The organism is Pseudomonadota bacterium, assembly GCA_026388275.1.
Taxonomy (GTDB): Bacteria; Desulfobacterota; Syntrophorhabdia; order Syntrophorhabdales; family Syntrophorhabdaceae; genus JAPLKB01.
The window spans coordinates 1-22,292 of sequence record JAPLKB010000007.1 but is presented as its reverse complement, the minus strand read 5'-3'; the positions used below and the strand labels follow the sequence as shown (position 1 = coordinate 22,292).

The window sequence follows — 22,292 nt, the reverse complement described above, 5'->3', positions numbered from 1 at the left end:
TACTTGCAGTACATTTTCTTGTCAATGACGTTTGTCACGATTTTAACTAAAACCATAGCTGACCTGTCCCTTGAAAACTGTACAACCTGAAAGTAGAGATTTGGATATATTGACCGCACCCCAAAAACTGGTCAGCCCATAATGTTAGTTCTTCGGCCTTCAAGCCATCCTCTGGCAGCATTGTTCTGCAAACTTATTGGGCGTCATATTCTCAAGGGAACTGTGGGGCCTCTTGTTGCAGGTTTTGTTGCAGGAAGCTTTGGATATTATTTCTCTTTCATCACCGCTGCATCAGTGCTCACAGGTGTTGCGCTGCTTTTTCTAATGGTGGTTTTTCAGAATAAAGGTATTGCCTGAAAAGCAGGTTTCAAGTCAGACGAGGGTGAAACTGCCTATAGTTGCTTTGAGGACCACCTGCTCACGCCCGATGCCTTAATTAATAACCGTCGATATTTGACAGACTGCTTTCCACAGCTTTTATGGCATCAACGGCTGAACTTGTTATTCCTCCTGCATATCCTGAACCCTCACCTATGGGGTACAGGTTTTTTATATTTATTGATTCATATTTTTCGCTGCGTTTGATTCTTACAGGGGAAGAAGTTCTTGTTTCTGCTCCTAACAATATTGCATGTTCTGAAACAAACAATGGATAATCTTCTTTCCATTTATTAAACGCCGATAAAAGTGCATTGCCTACAAATTTCGGCAAAATATCATACATATCAACGGCTACCGCACCCATTCTGTATGAATGATTATTCAAATTGTCAGATATTCTATTGGATAAAAAATCCACCAGATTTTGTGCAGGAACTTTCCATTTTCCCCCTCCTGCGATAAAAGCCTTTTTCTCGATATTTCTTTGGAACTCGATACCAGCTAATGGATTTGTTGATTGATAATCATCTGTATGACAGGTTACCACAATCGCTGAATTCGAAAATGCTGATGACCTTTTGGAGTAGCTCATACCATTTACAACTAACATGCCGTTTTCAGAGGAAGCATTTATTACTTCGCCCCCCGGGCACATGCAGAATGTGTATACCCCCCTTCTTATTGCCCGATTGTTATAGGTGAAAGAATAATCGGCAGCCCCTATTCCGGAAAAGTTCTTATATTTACTGCCATATCTGATAAGATTAATAATTTCGGCAGGATGTTCTATTCTCACACCGACAGAAATAGGCTTTTGCTCAATATTAATACCTTTTTCATGAATCAGCTCAAACGTATCACGCGCAGAATGTCCTATCGCAAGATATATAATTGAAGCACTGTATTCTTTCTGACCGTTTATTAATACACCCAGCGCTTTGCCGTCCGATATCATCATGCCTGACATTTTTGAGGCATAGTGGATCTCGCCGCCTCTTTCAAGGATATAGTTCCGTATATTTGTAACTATTCTGCGCAACACGTCTGTCCCCAGATGGGGCTTGCTGATATACCCTATTTCTTCAGGGGCTCCGAACTTAATAAAAGTATCCAACACCTTGTTTGCATACCCCGAATTTTTTATCCTGGAAAAAAGTTTCCCATCCGAGTACAAACCGGCGCCGCCTTCGCCGAATTGGATATTTGATTCAGGATCTAATTCTCTTTCTTTTAAAAATCTTTGGACATCGATGGAACGTTCTTCTATCTTTTTACCTCTTTCAAATATTAAAGGTTTAATGCCGTAATCAATAAGTTCAAGGGCAGTAAACATGCCGGCAGGGCCAAAACCTACTATTATAGGCCTCTCCTTAATGCTTTTTATTTTCTTTTCCGTCTTTAAATTTTCCGTATATATTAGAAAGCTTTCTTTATTGTCAAAACTGTCATCAATACTTACAACTATTGAAATTTCGTAGTAAAACTGTTTTTTGCTTCTTGCATCAAGTGATTTGTTCAGTATTTTAACAAATTTTATATCTTTTTCGCTGACCTTCAGTGTGTGTGAAGCGGTTTTTATATATTCATCTATTTCATCTTTTTCAAAGGGTATTCGCAAACTACTTACTATTAAATCCAATAAAACGCCTCCATTACCGGTGACTTACATCTTTGCTTTCTTTATTTTTCCAGTTGTTATGGATTACAAGAATCTTTGTTTATTGGCGGCCGCCTGTTTTTCCTTCTATCGAGGCTTTCAGCCAAAACGGGCAGCAGCAGCGTGCCGAAGGGAAGAAGGAATATAATTATTATAGGCACATAGATGGCTATACGCCACAAATAATACTTCAATTTTATTTTTTCTTCTCTTGTCCATTCAATACCTGTGTTTCTATGCTTCATCAATAGTTTTGTGAAGCCGTTCATTTCATTCGTTTCATTTAAAATTAAATCTTTATTTTTTTTGATTTGCGACGTTATCAGGTGCTTTATCATTAATATACCAAAATTTCTGAAGGAAGATTTTTAATATTATACCCTTAACAAAATATGTATCCGTCATTATAACAGAAAAGGATTAAAGTCTAAATAACATTAATAGATATACCCTTTAAGGAAATTGCAATCATCTCTCTATCTGTAATGCTAAGACGGGGAAAGGAATAAAAATCTAAATGATTGGAACGTACAAGGAAAGAATGATGAGTAAAACAAGGTGTTTAATATATTCATCCTGATTTTATTTAATAAATCTTTTAATTTGCCGATAAGTGTTAAAGAAAAATGATGCGTTATATTTTGGTCTTGGTAATGAAGTCAACAAATAAATATATTTAAAAAAATTATGAAGGGGTGAATATATGAGCGTAAAAATATTCAGGATGATACACTTGGGAAGCCTTACTATAAAAGCGCGCTTGGGAGTGGGGTTAGGACTGATTATTGCTTTTATGGTAGTTCTGACTGTTACCGGTATATGGAGTTTAAGCGGCATTAACGGCAAACTGGAGCGGATTGTCAAGGTAGATAATGCTAAGATTGAGCTTGCCTATGCGATACAGGACTCAGTCAGCGCAGTTTCCACGGGCATCCTTACAACCATATTGGCTAATGATGAAAATGTGACAAAGTCCGAGAAGAAGAAGATCGACGCTGCCCGGGAAACTTACAAGGCCTCGCTTGAGAAGCTTGAGAAACTGGAAAACACAGCAAAGGGCAAGGCGCTTATCGAAGAGATCAAACAGAACATTACCATTGTCCGGAGTGCAAACGACCAGGTAATTGAGCAAGCTTCTGCCGGCAACATGAATCAGGCAAGTACTATGCTCGCAGGGTCTCTTCAGGTATCCGCCATGCTCAAAGAGATTTGTGATCAAATGGTGAAATTTCAACAGGAACATATAGGCGCCAGCGGGAAAGATGCATACGCAACTTACTCGAGGGCTCGCTACTTCCTCCTGATCATCGGGACTGTAGTTTTTGCTTTTGCAATATTCCTTGCTTCCTTTCTTGCAAGGAGCATCACTAAACCCTTGAGCGAAGGAGTCTCCGTTGCACAAAGGATTGCCGACGGTGATCTGACTGCCTGTATAGAGGTTGCCGGAACAGATGAGACAGGTCAGCTTCTCAATGCCATGAAAAATATGGTAATAAAACTCCAGAATATTATCAGCGGAGTTAAAACAGCTGCAGGAAATATTGCATCAGCAAGCCACCAGTTAAATGCAAGCTCTGAATTAATGTCGAAGGGGGCAGGCGAGCAGGCTGGCAGGGCGTCTCAGGTTGCAACCGCTTCAGAGGAAATGTCTCAAACCATACTCGACATTGCAAAAAATACATCCAACATAGAAGCTTCTGCAACAGATACATCCAATTTAGCAAAGAACGGGGAGATAGTTGTAGATAATTCGGTTGAAAAGGTAAAGTCCATAGCAAAAATAATCGATGAATCGGCTAAACTGGTAAGATCGCTGGGTGACCGCTCCAATCAGATAGGAGAAATTGTAACGGTAATTAACGATATAGCGGATCAGACGAATCTTCTAGCGCTCAATGCTGCCATTGAAGCTGCCCGTGCAGGCGATGCGGGGCGGGGCTTTGCAGTTGTTGCCGATGAAGTGAAAAAGCTTGCAGAAAGGTCCGGCAATTCTACCGCTGAAATAAGCGGGATGATCAAAGCAATTCAAAACGAAGTCCATCAGATTGTTTTATCTATGGAGAATATAACAATGGAAGTAAAATCAGGTGTTGATTTATCCACCCAGGCCGGGAATGTGTTGCGCAATATAATAGGCGGAGTAAACCAGCTCCACGGCATGGTGCAACAGATAGCGTCGGCAACCGAAGAAATGGCAGCTACCTCGGAAGAAATTAACAGAGATATAGAAACAATCGCATCGGTTTCAAAAGATACATCAGGCAGCTCCATACAAATAGCCGAAGCATCTCAGGAACTGGCGCAGCTATCCGTAAACCTTGAGGATGTTATAGGCGGATTCAAAGTATAGAACATGCTTGCACGGTGCATAAGAGGCCTTTATATATATAGCTTGTCGTATACCTTATAGAGCCTTGCCTGTGCAATTCTTGTTGCTTGCTAAAGCTTAATAAACTCCATTGTTTCAAGGTTGGTAGCCATTGTCCAGACAGTAGCTACGGCATTTGCAACACGGAAAACCTTTATGACATCGTAGCCCTGAGCATTTACTAACGGTTTTAGAAAAGGCCGTACTTTTACAATTTCCTCTTTGAGATCCTGATCTTCTAAGAATTCAGCAGTACCGCTCACGCGCACAACTTTCTCTCCTCCATTAAAACATAGCTCGATTTTAGGGTTCTGGACAATTTCCTTGTACATTCCTTTAATCGTGCCTGTTTGAAGCAGGATGCCCCTGTCGTCAGCCTTGTACATCCCCATTGCACGAACATGCGGTGAGTTGCCTTCAACAGTAGCAAGGTAGCAGACAGGGTTTGCGTTCACAAAGCTGATTATTTCTTCTTTTGTCATCTTTTTATCCTCCTGATTATATATGGCTATGCCAATTTATTAAGACGTCTGTGTATCTGAAAACTTAATTGTTCCCGCCTTTATATTTTTTATTTTCCTTCTGTTTAAATATGATGTCAAGTAAATTTCTAGATATAGAAAATCCTTCTGTCTTTAATTTATCACATTTACTTTTTTGATCTAAGTCAAGGATTCTTAGAACAATCTGTAATATAGTGCTTATAATAATGAAATAGGCGTTCGGTTTTGATTTTTAACCTAAAAACCAAAAAATCAAGATCCGGCACTTAATACTAAAAGGAGGCTTATATGTTTTGTTATCAATGTGAACAAACGGCAAAAGGCGAGGGATGCACAAAAATAGGTGTCTGCGGTAAACAGACCGATGTTGCAGCTCTTCAGGATCTTCTCATATATACGCTTATAGAACTCTCCTATTATGCAACCGAGGGAAGAAAGGCTGGTGTTATTGATCATGAAACTGATATATTTACCCTCGAAGCTCTATTTTCAACTCTGACTAATGTGGATTTTGATCCGGAACGTTTTGCGGTACTCATTCACAGTACCGTTTCATTAAGGGATGCTTTAAAGGAAAAGATTAAAGCAGCGGGAATAAACACTGATACAACAGAAGCAAAAGTAAAATTCAAACCCGAAGCCACCCTTGAGGGCCTTACAAAACAAGGAGAACAATTCGGGTTAGCATCATACCCAGCTAAAAATGAAGATATACGCTCATTAAAACATATTCTTCTCTTCGGGCTCAAAGGAATTGCTGCTTATGCGTACCATGCACAGCTCCTTGGCCGGGAAGACGATGCAATCTACGCCTTTACGTACAATGCTCTTTCAACACTCCTGGAAGAAAATCTGTCTCCGGATGATCTTTTGCCGCTCGTACTCAAGTGCGGGGAAATTAATTTAAAAGCCATGGAAATACTTGATGAAGCAAATACCGGAACATATGGTCACCCTGTTCCCACAAAGGTCCCCCTCGGTGCGAAAAAGGGCAAGGCGATACTCGTTTCCGGCCATGATCTGAAAGACCTTGAAGACATCCTGAAGCAGACTGCGGGAAAAGACATCTTTGCATATACCCACGGTGAGATGCTCCCTGCGCACGGATACCCTGAGCTTAAAAAGTATCCTCATTTTTACGGACATTATGGTACTGCATGGCAGAACCAGCATAAAGATTTTGCCCAATTCCCCGGTGCAATCCTGATGACCACCAATTGTATCCAAAAACCGTTGGATACATATTCAGGCAATATATTTACTACCGGCCTGGTAGGATGGCCTGGTGTCGTACATATTTCTGACCATAAATTTACTCATGTTATCGAAAAAGCCCTTTCAATGCAAGGCTTTGTTGAAGATACAAACGGTAAGTCCGTAATGGTTGGTTTTGCAAGGAATACCGTGATGGGTGTAGCCGGCCAAGTGATAGAGGCTGTTAAGAACAAAAATATACGCCATTTCTTCCTTGTTGCAGGCTGCGATGGGGCAAAACCCGGCAGGAACTACTACACAGAGTTTGTAGAAAAAGTCCCGAAGGATTGTATAGTACTGACCCTGGCCTGCGGCAAGTTTCGCTTTTTCGATAAAGACCTGGGCGATATCGGCGGCATACCGAGGCTTCTCGACATCGGGCAGTGCAATGACGCGTATTCGGCAATACAAATTGCTGTTGCACTTTCAAAGGCTTTCAATGTCGGTGTAAACGACCTGCCTCTCTCATTTATTCTTTCATGGTATGAACAGAAGGCGGTGGCAATCCTCCTGACATTATTCTACCTCGGTATCAGGAACATCCGTCTCGGACCGTCCCTCCCTGCCTTTGTCACTCCGAATGTACTGGACATACTGGTAAAGACATTTGACATCAAACCTATTGCAACACCGGATGAGGATTTGAAAGCAATACTGGGATAAAGAAAATGTATTGATAATCCGAGAGGTTAAGGGGTTGATGGAATTATTGACCCCTTACCTTTCTGGTTTTTGAATGGCTTTGGGAGGAAATTAATGAAAACAAAAAGAAATATAATAGAGATAGATAAAGATCTCTGCAATGGATGCGGTCAATGTGTCTTAGCCTGTGCCGAAGGCGCGATAGAGCTTGTCAACGGCAAAGCCGTGCTCGTATCGGAAAATTACTGCGATGGTCTTGCTGCATGTATCGGGGAATGCCCTGAAGGCGCTCTCAAGATAGTTGAGAGGGAAGCAGAATCTTTTGATAATGAAGCAGTTGAGCAGCATTTAAAAAATAAAGAACTTTTTCATAACCACATATCCGACCATGAAACGATTAAAGAAGACGTTCTCCCCTGCGGTTGCCCTTCCACAAACATGCAGATATTTTCTTCCCCCTGTGAAGCAGCCAACCATCCGTCGCTATTTACACGTGAAGATTCTTCCCTCATGCACTGGCCGGTACAGATCAGACTTATTCCTCCTGATGCTCTGTTCCTGAAAAATGCAGATATCCTTGTGGCTGCAGATTGTACACCTGTAGCATACCCTGCCTTTCACAAAGATTTTTTAAAAGGTAAAGCAGTTCTAATCGGTTGTCCCAAATTTGATGATACTGAAGCGTATATCGCTAAGTTTGCGGAGATATTCAATAATGCAGGCATTAAAAGCGTTACCGTTCTCATTATGGAAGTACCTTGTTGTTCAAAACTCCCAATGATAGTTCATCAGGGTATGGAACTTTCAGGCAAAAAAGTTCCTATGGAAGTTGTTGTCATTAGCGCAAGGGGAAAAATCCTTAAAAAAGAAAAGATGTAATAAAAACACCCCACCACAGAAGACATGTGGTGGGGTGTAAAATGTTAAGTTATTAATTTCTTACTTCATTGCTTTAAATTCTTTTTCGTCTAACGTGCCATCGCCGTTTTTATCAAGTGCTTTGAACTGTTCAGGTGTTATATTTACAAAAACGATGACAAGTTCTTCAATGGTTATCTTACCGTCTTTGTTTGTATCCAGGTCCTTGAAACTTTTTTTAGGTTTTACTGCTTCCTTTTTTGCTTTTTCCGGTTTCTTTCCTGCAATTTTTTTCACTTCAATGCCGTCCTTCACATATTTGGCAGCAATCTTGTCGCCTACCTGGATATCTCCAGCTGCCTTGTAGCCCTTAAATTTAGCATTGTTAAGGTCAAAGGTTACCGATCCCTTTTCTCCCTTCATGCCGTATTTGCTTTCTACCGTGGCTGTCTTTGCTGCAGTGTCAACGGCAGCAACATCACCGATGAAAACCCCTTTTGGCTTTGGCTTCGGCTTCGGTTTTTCCGGTTCTGCCGCTTTTTCCGGAGCTGCTTTTTCAGCGCCCGGTTTCTCAGCAACTGCTTTCTCAGGAGCCGGTGCAGCCTTTTCAGCTTTTGCCGGAGCTGCTCCAGGTTTGGGTTGAGCAAAAACGGTTGTAACAAATGCAATGCTGATAATTAATGCAAGTACCACCATAAAAACCTTCTTCATAATCATACCTCCTCTATTAGTTTGTGATTACGCTGTAGGCCGTATATATAATGTTCCAATATATGATACAGGCATGTCAAGACCTTATTTGGAGTTCCATATCTATTGGGTTCAATATAAGCAGTTTTGTAGATGAAAATTCAGGATGATTTTGTAGAATATGTTTTTTTTCATTAAAACGTCTGGTTAAATCATAATCGCCTGTTAAAAAAAGGCTTACGCTGCTTCTCGTACAATGATGTATATGTACAATGTTTCTTTCTCCAGAAGAAAAGTTATATTTCTGCAAAACTGTCTTAATAATAAAATCAGCATGATTTTTATCTACCGGAAGCCTCCAGTGACTTTTTTTGCACAAACCTATAACCCTGTTCAACAGACCAAAAATGTTCCGGTTCCTTTCCCCTCTTTTTCCTTCGAAAGCAGTCTCTAAATTATATTTACTCAAGACAGAAACGAGTATATCCCTATTGAGTTGATAGTCGATGTATTTCAAGTCTCTCCATCGGTCTTCCGAATACCAGAGATGCAGGACGTTTGAACACTCCCGAAGAATATCATCGACTGCCTGTATTTCATTGTCTGGAATCGCTTTTTTATCTCCATAGCAAAATATATCATCCTTTAAAAAATCAAAGAGCGAATCTCTGTCAAAAATCTGAGGGAGGGTTTCTATCTGTTCATAAAAGAGCAGAATTCTCTTCCAGCACTTTATGCTGTCCTTGTTTGCCATTCCTGATCTCTCAAACTCTTCGATCGCATCTCCTGCCCTCAATGTGTCGGTTATGCAACAACCCTGCCTGTTTAGAGAGAGCATTATGTCCATCTCCATGTCTTTTTGACTTGTAACAAAATTTATCCTATCATTGCGGAACTCTTTCCACAAAGAACGCATAGCCTGTGAGTCCTGAAGCCGTTCTCCGGTTTCTGAAGGTATTGATGCCAAAGAGGCAAGAGCATGATAATCTATGTATGCAGTCTTAATCATTTAATGACCACCTGACAAAACGGCAGCCTCGGCCGATTACGTCTGGTTGCTGTATCTGATATTTCACTTTTAAATGATATAGCTGCATGGCTGGTGTATAAAAAGAAAAACGGAATTAAGTACTTCATAGACCCCCTTTTACTTTTTTTTTGAATGGGGTAAACTATTTTGTTTTTGTTCCCAACAGGTGTCCTATCACATAATTTATGAGTGACAGCACAATGCTGAACAAGACGGCAATCCAGAAGCCGCCAACCTCAAACCCTTTTAAAATCGATGAGGCCAATAGAATCAGTAGTGCATTTATCACGAATGTGAACAGCCCCAAGGTTAAAATATTAATAGGTAAGGTAATTAATATTAGTATCGGTCTTATCAGGACATTGACAATCCCGAGAAAAAATGCGACCCATAAAGCTGAAAAAAAACCATTTATTTTAACACCAGGAATAATATAAGAACTTATGATTATTGACACGGCCATTATAAGCCATTTAAGGAACAGCATCATCCCCTGTTATTTTACCTTCTTCAAAACTGTACGAAAGCCCGAGACAATGTTTTTATTCACGATAAAACTTATCGCTTGACATCATTTTAAGCTTGGCAATATCAATTTCCTCTAATAATGAGTTCAATGCCTTCCCTAAAACAGATGTTTTTTCACTGAACGTTGTAATGGTATTTAGAAGCTGATTGAGGTTGGATCTGGCAGTGTTGATGTTCTCTTTAATCTTCCTTTCACGTTCCTTAAATTCTTCAATCAAGTCCTTAAATTGTGTCATCTCTTCAGGGGTTAAATTTTTTGCCCTGATCAAGTCATCAACATTTCTTATGCCATCCATAAAAGCCCCTCTCTTTAGGATAAGGTATCTGTAATTATCCTTTAAATTTTCAAATATTTCAACAAATTATTTAATTGGAACTGCCTGTAGCTTTCCGTCCCATCCTCACGGATGGCTTGGCTTTATCGATCATGTGTAACAATGTATAACATTTATGATGTTTTGTCTGTAGGACAGTTGTGACAATTCGTGTAGGACATTTACGATAAAACGTGTAAAACATTTATCACAATTACTGGTATCCCAGTGGTTATATTATATGTAGCAATGATTTATCCGTGACGAACATCTCAATACTCAATTGCTTACGGTAATACTTATTTTCTGGTAAACCACGAAGATCAAACTTTGCAGGTAATAGAGAAAGTTGTCCCTCAAACATTGAAAATACGAAAAGCCGGATGAATCTAAAATATCATGAAAACTGGGTTTATCAATAAGTGTATTTTATGGTAAACTTAACTATTCTCTGTATTCGTCGTTCAGGGAACGATCAAATTTATAGAAGGCTGTTATGATAAAAATGAAAAGCTTTATATCTATTCTATTGCTTATAACTTTGGCAACCTATCTTTCTGCCTGTCAGAGCTATCAGAGACGGGCAATACCTGTTAAAATGCTTTCCTCGTACCCTAACGCAACAGAGGTTGCCGGTGCAACAATTGCAGCCAAAATTTATGACGATAAAAACGAGGCAGAGACATTTTATGGATTTGATATTGTCAGTACCGGTGTTATCCCGGTTCAGTTAATATTTGACAACAAGGGTATACATTCAATTACGATAATACCATCGCAGACTTTCCCGGTGAGATGGCAAAAGCAAAGGAGTTGAGGACACAGTTAAAAGAAACTGACACGGGTAATATTCACAGCCTTATTATAAAGTTTTAAAATATTTTAGTTAAGGAGAACAAAAATGGAAATTTTTTTACAGGCAAGCGACATTATCCAATTTGCCATAAGGATAGAAGAGGACGGTGAAATATTTTACCGTAAAGCTGCTCTCATGATGGAAGATAAAAGAACAGGAGAAATTTTCAATCATCTTGCCGATGAAGAAGTGGGGCACAAGAAAATATTTCAGGACATGCTATCAAAAATAGGGGAGTACAGACCACCTGAGAGCTTTCAAGGGGAGTATCTTGCATATCTGCGTGACTACATAGACAACAAGGCAGTTTTTACAAAAGATATAAACAATCAGCAACTGTCCGATGTACACGATATGCTATCCGCTGTTAGTTTTGCTATGCAGCGTGAGTTGGATTCTATTTTGTATTATCAGGAGACAAAGCAATTCCTGTCGGAGAGGCATTATGTGACAATAGACAATATTATTGAAGAAGAGAGGAAACATTTTGCAAGTCTGGCTGAAATGAAAAAAACATATCAATTATAACGAGGTAAAATATTATACTGGAAACATTAATAAGATATTTTAACAAACAGCCGCTGCTTTGTTATTTAAAAACTGCCAACGAAGAGGGAAAAATCTATGTAGCCCCCTGGCTCTTCATACATAGTTAATGAAAAGGCCGATATTGATATGTATATTACCGAGTTACAAGAAAAATTGTCTATCTTCAATAAATTGTAGCGAAGCATACAAAAAGTGATTTTAATAAATCCGCCTATCGTTAAGCCCAGCGAACCCCCTGCAGGCATTGCCAAGCTTTCAGGGGCGCTCCATGCTGCCAATATCAGGCATTACATACTTGATGCAAATATTGAAGGTATCTACTATCTATTAAATAATGCCCCGAAACCTGTTGATACGTGGACAAGACGCGCTTCCCGTCACCTGTCTCGCAACCTTGAGGCTCTCAAAAACAGGGATATCTATAGAAATATTGACAGGTACAAACGGGCAATAATGGATGTAAACAGAATCCTTGAATCCGCTGCTGCTGGGACAGGGAGCAGGCTGAGTCTTGCTGATTATTATCATGCTGGTCTATCTCCGGTAAAAAGCAGTGACCTGATATACGTAGCGGAACACCCTGAGGAAAGTCCCTTTTATCCATATTTTTCAGTTCGCTTGTCCGAGTTTGTGAAAGGCGAGGGGATAACAACTGCAGGTTTTTCACTCAATTATCTTAGCCAGGCATTGACTGCTTTTGCTATGATTGGTTTTTTGAAACGTGAGTTCCCTCGCGTAAAAGTGATCATAGGCGGCGGTCTTATTACTTCCTGGATGAGAAACACGGGGTGGAAGAATCCCTTCGGCGGTCTTTTGGATCATTGTGTTTCCGGACCAGGGGAAATACCACTTCTCGAGATTCTCGGCAAGAAAATATCAAAAAAAAGTAATTACCGGCCATCCTATGACCTTATGCCAGTAAAAGACTATCTTTCTCCCGGATTTATTTTGCCGTTCAGCTCATCAACCGGATGCTACTGGGGCAAATGTACTTTTTGTCCGGAAAAAGCAGAGGGAAACAGATATTCACAAATCCGGCCCGATTCGGTGATTGATGACCTATCTTATCTTATTGACCGGCATGGTCCGGTTTTGATTCATTTAACGGATAATGCAATCAGTCCGGTAATGATGAAAAAAATTGTTGAACGCCCCCCGGGAGTTCCCTGGTATGGCTTTGTAAGAGTGGCTGAATACCTTGCAGATCCTTATTTTTGCAGAGCACTGAAGAACTCCGGTTGTGTTATGCTAAAGCTTGGCCTTGAATCGGGGGATCAACGTGTACTTGACTTTATGAATAAAGGCTGTGATGTGAAAACTGCTTCAAAGGTTCTTAAAACGATTAAGGAAGCGGGTATTTCCACTTATATCTATCTACTTTTTGGAACTCCTTCTGAAACGATAGATGAGGCAAGGAATACCCTTGATTTTGTTGTTAATCATAGTGATTTTATTGATTTTATGAATCTTGCTGTATTTAACCTCCCGGTGAACAGCTCTGAGGCAAGGAAAGTTAACACTGTTGATTTCTATGAAGGAGACCTTTCGCTCTATACTGATTTCAGACATCCTGCAGGATGGGGGAGGAGGCAGGTAAGAGATTTTCTCGATAAGGAGTTTAAAAGAGATCCTGCAGTGCAGTCAATTATACACAGGCAACCGCAATTCTTTACCTCAAATCATGCGCCTTTTTTTATGATGGATCAGAAGAATCATTAAGCCTTCGGAAATGCCCTGAAAAATAATCACCTAATGTTGCAACCTGGACGTTGAACATTAAGCTTTTATTATTTAGACTTCTTCTGATACAAGGGACTGAAGAATCTCCCTTTCTTCGACTGTGGCCAATACAATGAAACTCATTTCCTTTTCAATAATGCTTTTCGGATGAGGGTTATAAACCCAATCACCGTCGGATTTTCTCACAGCGATAAGCAGTATATTCCCCATGCTCCTGAAGTCTATCTCTTCCAAAGATTTCCCTGCATAAGGCGAATGTTTCGGTATATGTACTTCTTCGACCCTTAAATGCGATTCTTTGTCCCTCAACATCTTGTCGAGAAAAGATGTGACATGTGGCCTGACCATTTCAGAGGCCATTCTCAATCCGCCTATATAATTAAGAGCAACAACTGTATCGGCGCCGGCCTTTTTTAACTTGTCCACATTTTTCGTATCTGTACAGCGCGAGATAATTGTTAAATCCGGGTTCAGTTGTTTTGCTGTAAGGACAATAACAATATTATCATTATCAGAGGTTGAGGCGGCAAAAAGTCCCTTAGCTTTTTTAATCATTGCTTTTTCAAGAACTTCATTTTCCGTTGCATCCCCAATAATCATATCAACATTCATATTATGGATTTTTAAGTAATCCAGCCTTGTCTCATCCATGTCTATTGCAACCAGATGTCTTCTTGTATTATAGAGCTCATGCACAATATACATCCCCACCATACCCATACCGCATACTATATAGTGGTTTTTCATCTTTTCTATCCTTTTATCCATCTTTTTCCTCCTGAAAACCCTTTTCAGTTCGCCTTCTATGATATATGCAGCGAGTGCTGTTAAGAGGTAGGCTACTGTACCGGCACCTAAAAATATGAATATAATTGCGAATAACTTACCGAGAGGTTTGTCGTCGAGCCCGATTACATCTCCGTATCCTACCGTAGATATTGTGATTACAGTCATATACAGGGCATCAAGAAAGGTTGTATTTTTACCGCCTGCTATCTTGAAACCGACTGTTCCTATAATTATAATAAGTACTATCGCTATGATAATATGCTGAAGTTTTTTGGGTATATTATTCATAAAAGAAGTCCTTTATTATAGCATTAACAAAATTGATGATAAACGCATTTATTGATTAACTGTATCAAAAAATGTATTATAATGTTTAATAAAACAGTTTTCGACAATAATACTTTTAAATACTAAAAAAAACTGAGAGGGCTTGTTTCAGAAAAGTATATCGAAAATATTATTCATTTATTGTATCAATGTAAAGCAACAAAGACATAAATAAAAAAGACTTTTACTGATTGGGATAAAAAATAGATGCATTTTTTCTGGAAAATATATCTTTATATTATTAGTTCAATCTTAGCGATCAATATTCTCATTTTTTATATTGTCCCTGTTAATTTAATTAACCCCATTCAACAGTCTTTTTTGTCCGGTTGTCTCTTGAGACAGTTTTTTGAAAAAATAAACAGTAATATTTTTATATTCATATTATCATTAGCAGCTTCTCTGGCAATCTTTGGCATAATCATTTATTTTTCAGTTAAATATTTTGCTCAGCCAATTAAGGAGATAATTAATGGGACAGAAATAATAGGAAAAGGCGACCTAACATACAGGATAAAGGTTCAACCGAAAGATGAACTGAGTCTGCTTACAAATTCATTCAATATGATGGCTGAAGAGCTTCAAAAAACGACCGTCTCGAAAGCATATGCAGATAATATCATGAGTACAATGATCGATGCCTTGATTGTAATTGACCCTGATATGAATATAAAAACAGTAAATAAAGGAACAATCGATCTGTTGGGATATAGCGAAAAAGAACTTTCCGGAAACAACATCGGAATGATGTTTGGATCTGGATATATTGATTCTCTTGAAGGCGTAAGAATGATAAGGCTCATCGAAAAAGGTGAAGCAAGAAATTATGAAACACTTCTCCAGACAAGGGATGGCAGGCGCATACCTGTACTAATGAATAGCTCTCCAATGAAAGATAATGATGAAAATATAGACTGTTTTGTATGCACAATAAGGGATATTGAAGACCGGAAACTTGCCGAAGATGCGCTTAGAAATGCAGAAGAAAAATACAGGAAGATATTCGAAGGCGCCCTGGAAGGTATATTCCAGGCTAAGCTCGATGGAAGTTTGATAAGCGCAAACCCTGCATTTGCGCGCGTGCTTGGTTATGATTCCGAGGAAGAGCTTATGAATATTGTTACAGACATCTGGGAACAGTTTTATCCGGACCCGACAGAACTTCATTTGTTTTCCCGGAATATTCTTGAGAAAGGAGAAGTTAGAAATAAGGAAATTCAAATCCGCCAAAAAAAAGGAAATTTAATATGGTTATCTATGAATGCTCAAATAGTGCGGGATAAGACGGGCAAGCCATTATACTGTGAAGGAGTACTGGAAGACATAGACAACCGGAAAAGGCTTGAAGCCGAACTCCACCAGGCCCAGAAAATGGAAGCCATTGGTACGCTTGCAGGTGGTATAGCCCATGATTTCAACAACCTTCTCATGGGTATTCAGGGGTGTGCATCTCTAATTCTTCTTAATAAAGATCCCTCTCACCCCGAATATAGTAAATTAAAAAGTATTGAGCAACAGGTGCAGAGCGGTGCAACGCTTACGAAACAACTGTTGGGATTTGCAAGAAGCGGGAGATATGAGATTAAACCGGTTAAACTAAACGAAATACTGGAAAGAACTTCCGTCATGTTCAATAGAACACGAAAAGAGATTATGATCGAGAAAAAATTTCGCAAAGATCTTTGGGTTGTGGAAGCTGATCAAGGACAAATTGAACAAGTATTTATCAATCTTTATGTTAATGCGTGGCAGGCAATGCCCGGAGGCGGCACAATATATCTTGAAACAGAAAACATAATCATCGACGAGCATTCTGTAGCATCTTTTTCCATAAAACCCGGGAATTATGTAAAGATAACTATTGCCGATACAGGCATCGGTATGGACGAAAAAACAAGGCAACGCATATTTGAGCCCTTTTTTACAACCAAGGAAATGGGTCGGGGAACTGGGTTGGGCCTTGCAACAGTTTACGGCATAGTCAGAGGTCACGGTGGTATTATCAATGTATATAGCAGTAAAGGGTATGGTACTACATTTAATATCTTTTTACCGGCAACAGCAGAGACCATTGTAGAAGAAAAGGTTATCGCACAGCAAATTTTAAATGGAAGCGAAACAGTTCTCCTAATTGATGATGAAGAAATAATAATTGATGTAAGCAGGCAGATGCTCGAAACGCTTGGATATAGAGTGATTGTTGCAAGGAGCGGACGGGAGGCTGTAGATATTTATAAAAAACAGAATGCATTTATAGATGTTGTTATCCTGGACATTGTTATGCCGGAAATGAACGGCGGGGAGATATCCGATGCCCTGAAGGCAATAAATTCAAAAGTAAAGATTATATTGTCAAGTGGTTATAGCATGAACGATTTAGCGATAAAAATATTAAAACATGGTTGTCATTCCTTTATTCAGAAACCCTTCAGCATTGATCAGCTGTCGCAAAAGCTCAGAAAAGTTCTGGATAGTTGATTTACAGAGAAACATGTCTTACATTTTATTTTAAAACAGGCTTAGAAATTTAAATTCTCTTATAATTAATAATGGAAGACAAAAAGCCGGTGCTTTTTATTAATCGGCAAATTTATACAAAATATGAGGTGAAAAAATATGACTGTTGAAAAATTGGAATTCAAAACAGAAGTAAAGCAATTACTCGATCTGATGATTCACTCTCTTTACTCACACAAGGAAGTTTTTTTGCGTGAGCTTATTTCCAATGCCTCGGATGCAATAGACCGCGCTCAGTATGAATCACTGACAGATGGTGATATCCTTGAAAGCGAAAGTGGCTGGAAGATTAAAATTATCCCTGACAAAGAAGCCAAAACGTTGATAGTGAGTGATAATGGTATTGGAATGACAAAGGATGAAATAATCCAGGCTCTTGGAACAATAGCCCATTCAGGTACAAAAGAATTCCTGAATGCCCTGCAGAACAAAGAGTTAAAGGACAATCCGGAGCTCATAGGCCAGTTCGGCGTAGGCTTTTACTCGTCTTTCATGGTTGCCGATAAGGTTGTTGTTATCTCAAGAAAGGCGGGGACGAAGGGCGACAAAGGTGTCAGGTGGGAGTCGACAGGTGACGGTACATTTACCGTTGAAGAGATCGAAAAAGAACAGAAAGGCACGGATGTGATCCTTTACCTGACAAAAGAAGAAGAGAAATATCTCCAGCAATGGGAGATACGTAGTGTAGTGAAAAGGTATTCTGATTTTATCGGCCATCCTATTGTTATGGATGTGGAGCGTGAAAAGGAAAGTGAACTCAAAAAAGGAGAGAAATATAAAGTAAAGGAAGAAGAGACCCTTAATTCTATGAAGGCGTTGTGGCTAAGGGACAAATCGGAAGTCACCGAGGAAGAACATGCCGAATTTTATAAACACGTTTCCCATGATCCTTCAAAACCGGCGAAGGTGATTCATTACAGGGCTGAAGGCACTTCTGAATTCAGCGCATTGCTTTACATACCCGTGAAGGCGCCCTTTAACATCCTTTACAAGGATTTTCAGATAGGTCCGATGCTGTATGTCAAGAGGGTGCAAATCATGGAGCACTGTGAAGAATTGATACCTCCTTACCTGAGATTCGTAAAGGGTGTGGTGGACTCTTCCGACCTTCCTCTTAATATTTCCAGAGAGATGCTCCAGAATAACAGACAGATTGAGATTATAAAAACAAATATTACAAAGAAGGTGCTTGATGTACTGAACGATATGAAAAATGACGAATACGATAATTATCTTTTATTCCATAAGGAATTCGGCAGAGTTTTAAAAGAGGGCATCCATTATGATTTTGCGAAGAGAGAGGCTATTGCCGATCTGCTTCTTTTTCCATCAACAAATAATCAGGAAGACAAATTGAGGTCATTTCAGGATTATGTAAATGATATGAAGGAAGACCAGAATGATATTTACTACATAACAGGGGCGTCGCCCAATGAGGCACTTAAATCGCCATATCTTGAAGCCTTCAAAGAAAAGGGCTATGAGGTGCTCGTATTTCTTGATGATATAGATGATTTCATCTTCAGTGCATTTGAGTACAAAGGGAAGATGCTGAAGTCTGTTGTCAAAGGTGACATAGATCTGGACAAGACAAAAAAGGAAGAGAAAGAGATAACAAAAAAGAAATACGATAAGCTTATTGATTTTATTAAAGATACCCTGAAGGATGATGTTAAAGACGTTAGAGTCTCCGGAAGGCTTACCGACTCGGCCTGTTGTCTGGTAGCAGACGAGGGCGATATAGACCCGCAGATGGAAAAGATATTAAAATCAATGGGACAGGATATACCCGAAAGAAAACCTGTGCTTGAAATAAACCCGGATCATCATGTCCTGACAGCAATAAACAATCTCTTTGAAAATGATAAAACAGACGTCACTCTTCAGGAATACGTAAGACTCCTCTATGATCAAGCGCTGGTGCTGGAGGGTTCAAGGCCGAAAGACCCGACTGCCTTTGCCCATGCTATTTCAAAACTGATGATCGAAAACGCTGAAAAGAAAAGCGGTTAGGCCAAACAGTCGAGGATTTGATGACAAAGCCAACGATGATAATGTCTTGATCTAGAATTGGAATAAGTCATTTCCCAATTAATGGCAATATCCGCAGGCGCATAGTTTTATCGTCAATGGACAGTAATGCACCTGCATCCAATTCAGCCTTCATCTGACGGAGAGCGCCGGTGATTATACCCCCGATAACATCAGGGCTGACATCTTCGGCACGTACCTGTACAACGCTCGGGGCCATGCCCTGAGTAGCAGCCAGGATAGTACTGAAATCGAGATCGTGAGTTAATACAACGTACCCATTAGCCGCTGCCCATGACATAATTTCCGTATCATGTGCCGTAGCCTTACCCACATTAGACCAGTGCAGAGCTTCGAACCCGTTATCTTGTAACAAGGTAATCCATCTTGGCGAAAGGTTCATATCAACAAGTAACTTCATGCGTTGGCAAGCAATATCTCACGTTCTTCTGCGCGCCATGCCGCATAACGTATAGCTTGGAATATATCCTCACGTTCCAGGTAGGGATAGTCTGCAAGTATTTCTTCAATAGAATGGCCTGCGCCGATTTGACCAACTATCATGCCGACGGTGATTCGCATTCCGCGGATACAAGCCTTGCCTCCCATCACATCCGGTTCTTGGCTGATGCGATCTAACGTTGTCATGGAACCCTCCTTTATTGAAACTCATTGAAATGGTAAACGAATGAGAATTTTATTTCAAGAACTATTTGGTGGATATAGGGGATGGACTTTCGAGTATAGCCTGTCTTGGCATAATGGTTATAATGACAGAAGAGAGATTATGATATCAATTGAATAATTGAAAGACGCATTCGTCATTTAAGAGCAATGATCTTCCGGGACAGGGAATCGACGCTTGGGGCATCGGCATTCATAAGCCAACTCACTGCAGCACCGAAGCTGTACCCGGTACGGATACCTGCATTGGTAAGCGCGTCAAGGGCTGCGGCAGTGGACTGGACCTCTAAACCGGGAGCTGCCTGCCAGCTTCCATCTCCTAACTGGTGAGTCATGAGCCAGGCCAATCCCTTGTAACGGGCATTGTCTATCTGCTCCTGGGACACCGCATGGGACTGCATGGTGAAGAACATGCACAGCGCTATCACCATGAGTGCACGTAAACATAGAATCATGATTAGCCTCCTTTTCCTGTCGTGATCACTAATTCTGATTTCTTTATTTGTCTGAAAATCCCCTTCCTTAATCTGTAACTCTTTCAACTGGTTGGCTCATAATCAACTTTTGAGTGTTTCCTGTTAACGGCTGGATGCATCTGTGCCCCGCCGATTGGTATTTTGCGTCTTGTTTCGTCGACTGCGGCACCGCACTGTCCTCAATGTACCGCAGGGGTACACCTCCGGGCGGCGACACCTTGTCTTCGCACAATCCATCATATCGGTTCATCCTGCATGAAAGTGCAGGGGAATTCATCTCAGCCTGAAATATTTTCATTGCTCCTGATCTTCTTTTATCCTACTAATTAAATATTGAAGGTCATCCCGTATTCCGTCCTTATGTTCTCCTCTGTTTGTCCTGTGTCAGTGGCTGACCCCTTTTGTTTCACTTTGTTCCTCCTGTGTCAGTGGCTAACCCCTTTGTTCTTTCTCAAAAATCACCGTTTCCTGTCGGGCGAAAGGTGGTTTTATCACAAACTCTCGCCAATTTGACATGAACCCAGGTATCTGAGACAGTCTTTCGTCCAAGGTGTCGAAACCAGCTATCTCCTCGTTTATTTCGATTATGTTAGAGGTATCTTGCTCGCGCACCTCTATCGCGAAGCACACTATGTCAGTTGTCAGGAGATCGCGCTTAAAAGCAATGATTTTGAATATCTTCTCAAAATCAACACGTATAACTTCTTCTCCATACTCTACTGCAAATCCTGAGTCCAAAACAGTGATCTTAGCTTGTTTCATCCTCTCTGTTCGGCGAAATAGATCTGTAAAGCATTTAAGCATTACTCGAACCTCCTTGATTCTCCCAAACGTATCGGGTCAGTGATGAAGGTAGTCGTAAATGGTGCTACCTATTCCACTTGTGTAATTGTAGATGGCACCCCCAAGTATTCTACCTGTATAACCGCCAGCAGCAGCTCCGGCAACGCCTCCTGCTATTGTGCCAACCACAGGTGCAACGCTCCCGAAAGCAGCCCCAAAAGAGCCTCCCGCAAGACTGCCAAGAACGCCGACGCTTGATTCTGCCAGTGCTTTAAACGGGTCCGAAGATTTTGCAACCTGGTATACGTCATATGCTACCGATGCCAGCAATAGCGCCGTTCCTGAGTACTTAAAGATGCTGCCCCACATGTTTGCGGTTGGATTGGTAACGTTTGCCGAATTAAATGATCCCGGTTTGGCGTCTACACTAGGGCGTATGAACTCCAGGGGCTCACGCACAAGGATCGGGGTTTCTTCCCGCAAAGCCACTTTTAATAAGGTCCTGTTGAGTCTGTCCGTTGGCTCCAAGTTGGCTGCCGCTTGCAGGTATTGACTGCGCGTAAATCCAGCATCTCCAAGTTGCTGGCCAACAAAGGTGCCCACGTCGGCGGCCATGTTGACGACTGTGCTTGATTGGTTCGCATTCATCCCCTGGCCCAGACTTATGTCAGAAGTAGTGTTGTAGTAGCTCGTATTCTGAACAATTACCTTCGTCTGGCTGTTGTTGAAAGCCATCAGCCCCATCGGATCGGTAAAGTTTACCGGGTTGGCATTTACATATGCATATGGATTAATTCCAGCATTCATACCTATCGGATCTCTCTGTGTGAATCTTCCTATGGTCGGATCATAATACCTTGCCCGGTAGTAAACAAGTCCCGTCTCATCCGGTTCCCTTCCGGTGTAGCCGTATTGCGGGATTGTTCCACTGCTATCGATCTTATTCCCCCAGGCATCAAAGCGCTGGGTGACGGTTATTGTTCCGGTTTGATTAGACATGGCTACCACACTTCCTAACCCATCCTGATGGTAGTACCGTCTTTCTGTCCCTGCTGTTCTTATGATCGGATCATCCGTATTAGGGCCGTGGGTATACTGAGCGGCAGCGGTTGTCCAGTTCGTGTATTCTGCGATAATGTCGGGGCCGTTATAGAGGAAGTTAGTTGTTGATGTGCCGACGGTCTTGCTGATCCTGCGGCCTTCATGATCATAGGTGTAGGATTGTGTGTCGATACCCGTCTTGTTTACCTGTGTAAGGCGGTTTAAGGCATCGTAGGTAATATCCGTTACGGTTGTTCCCTGGGTCTTCCTGTAC

General features: G+C 40.7%; 23 protein-coding genes and 1 riboswitch. Of the genes, 9 read left to right on the top strand and 14 right to left on the bottom strand.

All coding sequences use genetic code 11. The features are described from left to right. Nucleotides 1-141 precede the first annotated feature (141 nt). Nucleotides 142-357 (top strand): hypothetical protein, encoded by a 216-nt coding sequence (locus tag NT010_01090; GenBank protein MCX5804649.1) that lies wholly within the window; start codon nucleotides 142-144, stop codon nucleotides 355-357. A gap of 79 nt (nucleotides 358-436) precedes the next feature. Here NT010_01090 and NT010_01085 read toward each other — a convergent pair whose 3' ends face one another. Both NT010_01085 and NT010_01080 read right to left on the bottom strand, forming a co-directional pair. Continuing rightward, on the bottom strand, nucleotides 437-2,020 hold the full coding sequence (locus tag NT010_01085) for a dehydrogenase (protein MCX5804648.1): 1,584 nt from the start codon (nucleotides 2,018-2,020) through the stop codon (nucleotides 437-439). A gap of 56 nt (nucleotides 2,021-2,076) precedes the next feature. Then, nucleotides 2,077-2,307 (bottom strand): hypothetical protein, encoded by a 231-nt coding sequence (locus NT010_01080; GenBank protein ID MCX5804647.1) that lies wholly within the window; start codon nucleotides 2,305-2,307, stop codon nucleotides 2,077-2,079. Between the two features lie 434 nt (nucleotides 2,308-2,741). Between NT010_01080 and NT010_01075 the strand changes: the two genes are divergently transcribed. After that, nucleotides 2,742-4,388, top strand: coding sequence for a methyl-accepting chemotaxis protein (locus NT010_01075; GenBank protein MCX5804646.1), 1,647 nt, complete (start codon nucleotides 2,742-2,744; stop codon nucleotides 4,386-4,388). Nucleotides 4,389-4,477: 89 nt separating this feature from the next. Here NT010_01075 and NT010_01070 read toward each other — a convergent pair whose 3' ends face one another. After that, entirely contained in the window at nucleotides 4,478-4,888 is a 411-nt protein-coding gene (locus tag NT010_01070; GenBank protein ID MCX5804645.1) for a pyridoxamine 5'-phosphate oxidase family protein, read from the bottom strand. A gap of 309 nt (nucleotides 4,889-5,197) precedes the next feature. Here NT010_01070 and hcp point away from each other — a divergent pair, with 309 nt between their 5' ends. Both hcp and NT010_01060 read left to right on the top strand, forming a co-directional pair. Next, nucleotides 5,198-6,826, top strand: coding sequence for a hydroxylamine reductase (gene hcp / locus NT010_01065; GenBank protein ID MCX5804644.1), 1,629 nt, complete (start codon nucleotides 5,198-5,200; stop codon nucleotides 6,824-6,826). Between the two features lie 93 nt (nucleotides 6,827-6,919). Beyond that, entirely contained in the window at nucleotides 6,920-7,684 is a 765-nt protein-coding gene (locus NT010_01060; protein MCX5804643.1) for a 4Fe-4S binding protein, read from the top strand. Between the two features lie 60 nt (nucleotides 7,685-7,744). Here the strand turns inward: NT010_01060 and NT010_01055 are convergent, their stop codons facing one another. From NT010_01055 to NT010_01040, 4 genes are all read right to left on the bottom strand, one after another. After that, complete coding sequence (locus tag NT010_01055; GenBank protein ID MCX5804642.1) at nucleotides 7,745-8,374, bottom strand: EF-hand domain-containing protein; 630 nt, start codon at nucleotides 8,372-8,374, stop codon at nucleotides 7,745-7,747. Between the two features lie 76 nt (nucleotides 8,375-8,450). After that, nucleotides 8,451-9,362 carry a hypothetical protein gene (locus tag NT010_01050; protein ID MCX5804641.1) on the bottom strand — a complete coding sequence of 304 codons (912 nt, stop codon included), beginning with the start codon at nucleotides 9,360-9,362 and terminating at the stop codon, nucleotides 8,451-8,453. Nucleotides 9,363-9,525: 163 nt separating this feature from the next. After that, nucleotides 9,526-9,846, bottom strand: coding sequence for a phage holin family protein (locus tag NT010_01045; protein ID MCX5804640.1), 321 nt, complete (start codon nucleotides 9,844-9,846; stop codon nucleotides 9,526-9,528). Nucleotides 9,847-9,925: 79 nt separating this feature from the next. Then, on the bottom strand, nucleotides 9,926-10,207 hold the full coding sequence (locus NT010_01040) for a hypothetical protein (GenBank protein MCX5804639.1): 282 nt from the start codon (nucleotides 10,205-10,207) through the stop codon (nucleotides 9,926-9,928). A 72-nt stretch (nucleotides 10,208-10,279) separates the two neighbouring features. Next, nucleotides 10,280-10,338: riboswitch (cyclic di-GMP riboswitch) on the bottom strand. A gap of 383 nt (nucleotides 10,339-10,721) precedes the next feature. On the opposite strand from NT010_01040, the gene NT010_01035 reads away from it, so the two are divergent. From NT010_01035 to NT010_01025, 3 genes are all read left to right on the top strand, one after another. Then, nucleotides 10,722-11,042, top strand: coding sequence for a hypothetical protein (locus tag NT010_01035; protein ID MCX5804638.1), 321 nt, complete (start codon nucleotides 10,722-10,724; stop codon nucleotides 11,040-11,042). Between the two features lie 84 nt (nucleotides 11,043-11,126). Then, entirely contained in the window at nucleotides 11,127-11,609 is a 483-nt protein-coding gene (locus tag NT010_01030) for a ferritin family protein (protein ID MCX5804637.1), read from the top strand. A 213-nt stretch (nucleotides 11,610-11,822) separates the two neighbouring features. Beyond that, nucleotides 11,823-13,349, top strand: coding sequence for a radical SAM protein (locus tag NT010_01025; GenBank protein MCX5804636.1), 1,527 nt, complete (start codon nucleotides 11,823-11,825; stop codon nucleotides 13,347-13,349). A 72-nt stretch (nucleotides 13,350-13,421) separates the two neighbouring features. Here the strand turns inward: NT010_01025 and NT010_01020 are convergent, their stop codons facing one another. Next, nucleotides 13,422-14,447: a potassium channel protein gene (locus tag NT010_01020; GenBank protein MCX5804635.1), complete on the bottom strand. Its 1,026-nt coding sequence runs from the start codon at nucleotides 14,445-14,447 to the stop codon at nucleotides 13,422-13,424. Nucleotides 14,448-14,822: 375 nt separating this feature from the next. On the opposite strand from NT010_01020, the gene NT010_01015 reads away from it, so the two are divergent. Together NT010_01015 and htpG are read left to right on the top strand one after the other, a co-directional pair. Continuing rightward, nucleotides 14,823-16,964, top strand: a complete 2,142-nt coding sequence (locus NT010_01015) for a PAS domain S-box protein (GenBank protein MCX5804634.1) — start codon at nucleotides 14,823-14,825, stop codon at nucleotides 16,962-16,964. Nucleotides 16,965-17,102: 138 nt separating this feature from the next. Further along, complete coding sequence (gene htpG / locus NT010_01010) at nucleotides 17,103-19,016, top strand: molecular chaperone HtpG (GenBank protein MCX5804633.1); 1,914 nt, start codon at nucleotides 17,103-17,105, stop codon at nucleotides 19,014-19,016. A gap of 67 nt (nucleotides 19,017-19,083) precedes the next feature. On the opposite strand, the gene NT010_01005 is transcribed toward htpG, so the two are convergent. The 6 genes from NT010_01005 to NT010_00980 all read right to left on the bottom strand — a co-directional run. Then, nucleotides 19,084-19,455 (bottom strand): DUF5615 family PIN-like protein, encoded by a 372-nt coding sequence (locus NT010_01005; protein MCX5804632.1) that lies wholly within the window; start codon nucleotides 19,453-19,455, stop codon nucleotides 19,084-19,086. After that, nucleotides 19,452-19,682, bottom strand: coding sequence for a DUF433 domain-containing protein (locus tag NT010_01000; protein MCX5804631.1), 231 nt, complete (start codon nucleotides 19,680-19,682; stop codon nucleotides 19,452-19,454). The genes NT010_01005 and NT010_01000 overlap by 4 nt, the downstream gene beginning before the upstream one ends. A 173-nt stretch (nucleotides 19,683-19,855) precedes the next feature. Further along, entirely contained in the window at nucleotides 19,856-20,173 is a 318-nt protein-coding gene (locus NT010_00995; protein ID MCX5804630.1) for a hypothetical protein, read from the bottom strand. Nucleotides 20,174-20,240: 67 nt separating this feature from the next. Continuing rightward, on the bottom strand, nucleotides 20,241-20,492 hold the full coding sequence (locus NT010_00990) for a hypothetical protein (protein ID MCX5804629.1): 252 nt from the start codon (nucleotides 20,490-20,492) through the stop codon (nucleotides 20,241-20,243). A gap of 134 nt (nucleotides 20,493-20,626) precedes the next feature. After that, nucleotides 20,627-20,998 (bottom strand): hypothetical protein, encoded by a 372-nt coding sequence (locus NT010_00985; GenBank protein MCX5804628.1) that lies wholly within the window; start codon nucleotides 20,996-20,998, stop codon nucleotides 20,627-20,629. A 36-nt stretch (nucleotides 20,999-21,034) separates the two neighbouring features. Then, nucleotides 21,035-22,292, bottom strand: a 1,258-nt coding sequence (locus tag NT010_00980) for an RHS repeat-associated core domain-containing protein (protein ID MCX5804627.1), incomplete at its 5' end; no start/stop codon positions are given.